This window comes from Brevibacillus sp. SKDU10, assembly GCF_001645205.1.
GTDB lineage: Bacteria > Bacillota > Bacilli > Brevibacillales > Brevibacillaceae > Brevibacillus_B > Brevibacillus_B halotolerans.
On sequence record NZ_LSSO01000076.1, the window covers coordinates 1 to 3,263 of the forward strand.

Genomic DNA, 3,263 nt, shown 5'->3' on the forward strand with positions numbered 1-3,263 from the left:
GGCTCCTGCGTTACCCGATCAAACGCAAAAAGGGCAGGTTATCAGCATGGTTGCCTACCTTATTGATTCTCAAGGTAAAAAATTTACTGACCAGGATGTCAATCAAACCTTAAAGGCTGAATTCATTACTGTCCATACAGCAACAAAGCAAGAACAACGGACTCCGATGAATGTAGCTGGGGATGAATGGAAATTGGAGTATGTCTTCAAGCAATCTGGGGACTATACGTGGAAAATTAGAATCGAAGGGCCAGACTTTTATCGAGAAACCTCCGCAGAAAAGCTGCATGTAGGAAATCTTGCCCCTCAAGCTACAGCAGAGCGCTCGATTTCGATTTCAAAAGAATCAGGGGAATCAGGCATTGATCTAGGCAAATATTTTACGGATGCTAATCAGGATACACTCACGTATAACATCATAAATGCTCCTGATGAAGCCCTGTCAAACATACGCATTCAAGGCCAAACGTTACATATTGCTCCATTTACAACGGGAACAACCACATTGACAATCACGGCTACTGATCCCGATGGCGAACAGGCTGCCTCGGAATTATCCTTGATCATTACGTCAGTCTGGGACAAATATCTTTTAATCGGTGGCATTTTGTTGGCTGTTGCTCTTATTGGTGGCATTATTTATCTGATCGTCCGTCCAAAACCTATGCTATCTGGAAAATTGGAGGGCTATTTTTTACAAACTGCTAGTGGAAATGATATTCCTGTTACCTACTGGCCTCTCAGCTCTTTTCCTCAACGCCGGATAACGCTTCAGGAGCTGTTTAGAAGCCTCAATGTAAATGAGCCATTACCAGAAGCGGCTTTCATTGTGTTTGAAGCAGGTAAAAACGAAACGCTATTGGTTAAAAACAGTTCAAATTGCACCTTAGTTCGTGGCACTACATTGCTTCGTACCAACAAAAAGGAAATCCTCACCTATAATGACAAATTGTACATTACATTTGAGGATGGAATCACAGAAATCGAGATCAGGTACAAAGCCGTTAAAGTAAACTCCCATCTTTACTCGGACGTACCTGCCCACCATTAATGCAGTTTATGAGAAGATGAAGTAGAAGCGGTTGTTTTTTGCTTAGATGCAGAAAACAGCCTCTCTTTACTTTTCCAAATCAACGCTTCTGCATATAAAGCATGCTTGAACCATTTTAACGTGGGGCATCTCTTGTCAGCATGAACCGCCAATCCCCAGCGAATGATACGTGCCAATATTGGAGTCACGATAGAAGCAGACAGTTTCATTCCCTCAAAGCGATGCTCAAACAATCGCTGAGTAACATCCGTAGGAGCGCTTCTATTAATATAGAAGAAAAACGTTGCAGCAAAGCTATATAAATCAGAGCGATCGTCTTGTTTTGACTTCTCTGAATAAAATTCCAAAGGAGAGTAGCCGGTTGTGGTTACAATTGTTTGTTTATTTCCTTTTCCCTGTTGGTTTATTTGAATAGCTGAGCCAAAATCGATCAGAATAGGAGCCCCTGATGGACTAATGATAATATTACTAGGTTTAATATCACGATGAATAATGCCTTGCTTATGTAAGTATTCGAGGGCATCCACCAACGGCAGCCATGTTTTTTCTATAACTTCCGCCGTATATAGCTGCTCGGTCTGCTGTATATAACGATCCAGTGTCACGCCTTGGCAGTAATTCATTACTAAATAAGCCGTACCATTCTCTTCAAAGAAATCCACATATGACACAAAATTAGGATGATTCAGTCCTTTTATTATTTCTGCTTCTCGTATAAATGCCTGCAATAGATCGTTATATTTTTCCTGCAAAGAAGGCATCCGACAAAAAACTGTCTTATGATCAAGATCACGTAAGGCAAGTGCTCTCGGAAAAAACTCTTTAATAATACGCGTATGCTTACTGCCAAGCTGACGTGCAGTATACACAATCGACAGCTCGCTTTGCGAAATCATTTTTTTAATCTGGTAACGTCCATAAAGGCGTATTCTTTTCGGCAATCCCTTCTCTTCGGTACCTGATTTCACTTTTCTTACCTCTCTCTTCCTGTTAACCTTCTCTTATTCTATCATAACTTTAGCTTGCTCGAGCGCCTCACTTAGCTCTTGCATGTGAATAAATCTCGCTTTTCGATATATTTCTTTCCCATAGGCAAATACAAGTATGGTAGGTCCGGAAAATGCCAAAAACCTTCCAGACAGCTCAGGAAGCTTATCAATAGAAGCTTTGCTTACATGAAAGCCTTCAAGTATATGAGATTGCAGCTCGTCAGGATCTAAGGGCTGATCCTTTGACAGCCAGGTATGTAGCTTTTGTTCCACAGCCTCGCAAACACCGCAATTCTTCGATGTAAGGAGAACCAGACAGAGCGGAAATGTTTGTAGCGCCTGTTCCAATTCTTCTATACTCACACATTCTTTCATCGTCAGTTTTCCTCCTAAGCATTTTTATTTATAGTCCTTTTTTCCTTTCTATCGGTGTTAGTCTTGCTTATATTGTAACATTCTTTACAATGAACCACTTCCTGCATTGACGTGTGAAAATAATCACCTAGAATAAAAGAAGAAGGTTCTTTTAGAAGGAGGATTCCTATGAAATGGAAAATCATAATTCCTATTGCCATTTTACTTATAGTTGCTGTAGGCTTTCTTATTTTTAATCAACAACGTAGTGCTGTGTACAAAAATCCAGAAACAGTCGTAAAGCTGTTTAAACAGGCGGTAGAGCAGAAGCAAGCAGATGTTTTCTTACAAGTGACTACTGTTCCAACTGGTGTCAAAGCCGTATTGACTGATAAAAATGCAGTTGGCATTATTGAAAATTTATCACAGCATACTGAAACCTGGAAAACATACATAGGCTCCCTTGCCGATCAAGCTGTGAGCTATCAAACGAATCCCTCATATAAGCCAGAGGCCCTAGACGATGCTGAAGAAGCAAATTCTTTACTAGTATTAAAAAAGGAAGGTAGCTTATACAAGGTACAGGTTCGTCCCATCTACATGAAATTAATTGGACCAAAAGGAACCAAACTAGCAACAGGAGAGCAAGGTGTAGAGATTGTTCCTGAGACTCAATCAGAACCGTCTGATCAAAAACAAGCGAAAGAGCAGACATCTGAACAGGATGACGAAGAAGACCAAGTTACTCTCAAGGTAGGCCCCTTCTTCCCGGGAGAGCATTTTATGAATGGTAGTTTACCTACCCTGCTCGGCACAGTGACTACCGAAATCAAATTTGATGTTAATTATGGTCGTTCTAAACGATTCAA

Annotated in this window: 3 protein-coding genes and 1 pseudogene; 2 read left to right on the plus strand and 2 right to left on the minus strand. The window is 40.7% G+C overall.

The window, feature by feature from the left end; translation table 11 throughout:
* A pseudogene (locus tag AYJ08_RS23850) lies at positions 1–1,051 on the plus strand (VWA domain-containing protein); the annotation flags it as partial.
* Here AYJ08_RS23850 and AYJ08_RS04985 read toward each other — a convergent pair.
* A complete protein-coding gene (locus tag AYJ08_RS04985; RefSeq protein ID WP_064016823.1) occupies positions 1,048–2,019 on the minus strand; it encodes a serine/threonine protein kinase in 972 nt (323 codons plus the stop codon). The pseudogene AYJ08_RS23850 and the gene AYJ08_RS04985 sit on opposite strands and share 4 nt — an antisense overlap.
* A 33-nt stretch (positions 2,020–2,052) precedes the next feature.
* The gene (locus tag AYJ08_RS04990) at positions 2,053–2,415 is read right to left on the minus strand and encodes a thioredoxin family protein (protein ID WP_064016824.1); all 363 of its coding nucleotides are present in this window, start codon (positions 2,413–2,415) and stop codon (positions 2,053–2,055) included.
* 168 nt (positions 2,416–2,583) lie between these two features.
* Here AYJ08_RS04990 and AYJ08_RS04995 point away from each other — a divergent pair.
* The coding region (locus AYJ08_RS04995) for a zinc ribbon domain-containing protein (protein ID WP_483295055.1) at positions 2,584–3,263 on the plus strand (680 nt) is incomplete at its 3' end.

What these genes read in the sequence shown, in the direction of transcription:
- AYJ08_RS04990 (WP_064016824.1), bottom strand. Translation starts at nt 2,415, where the DNA reads ATGAAAGAATGTGTGAGTATAGAAGAATTGGAACAGGCGCTACAAACA.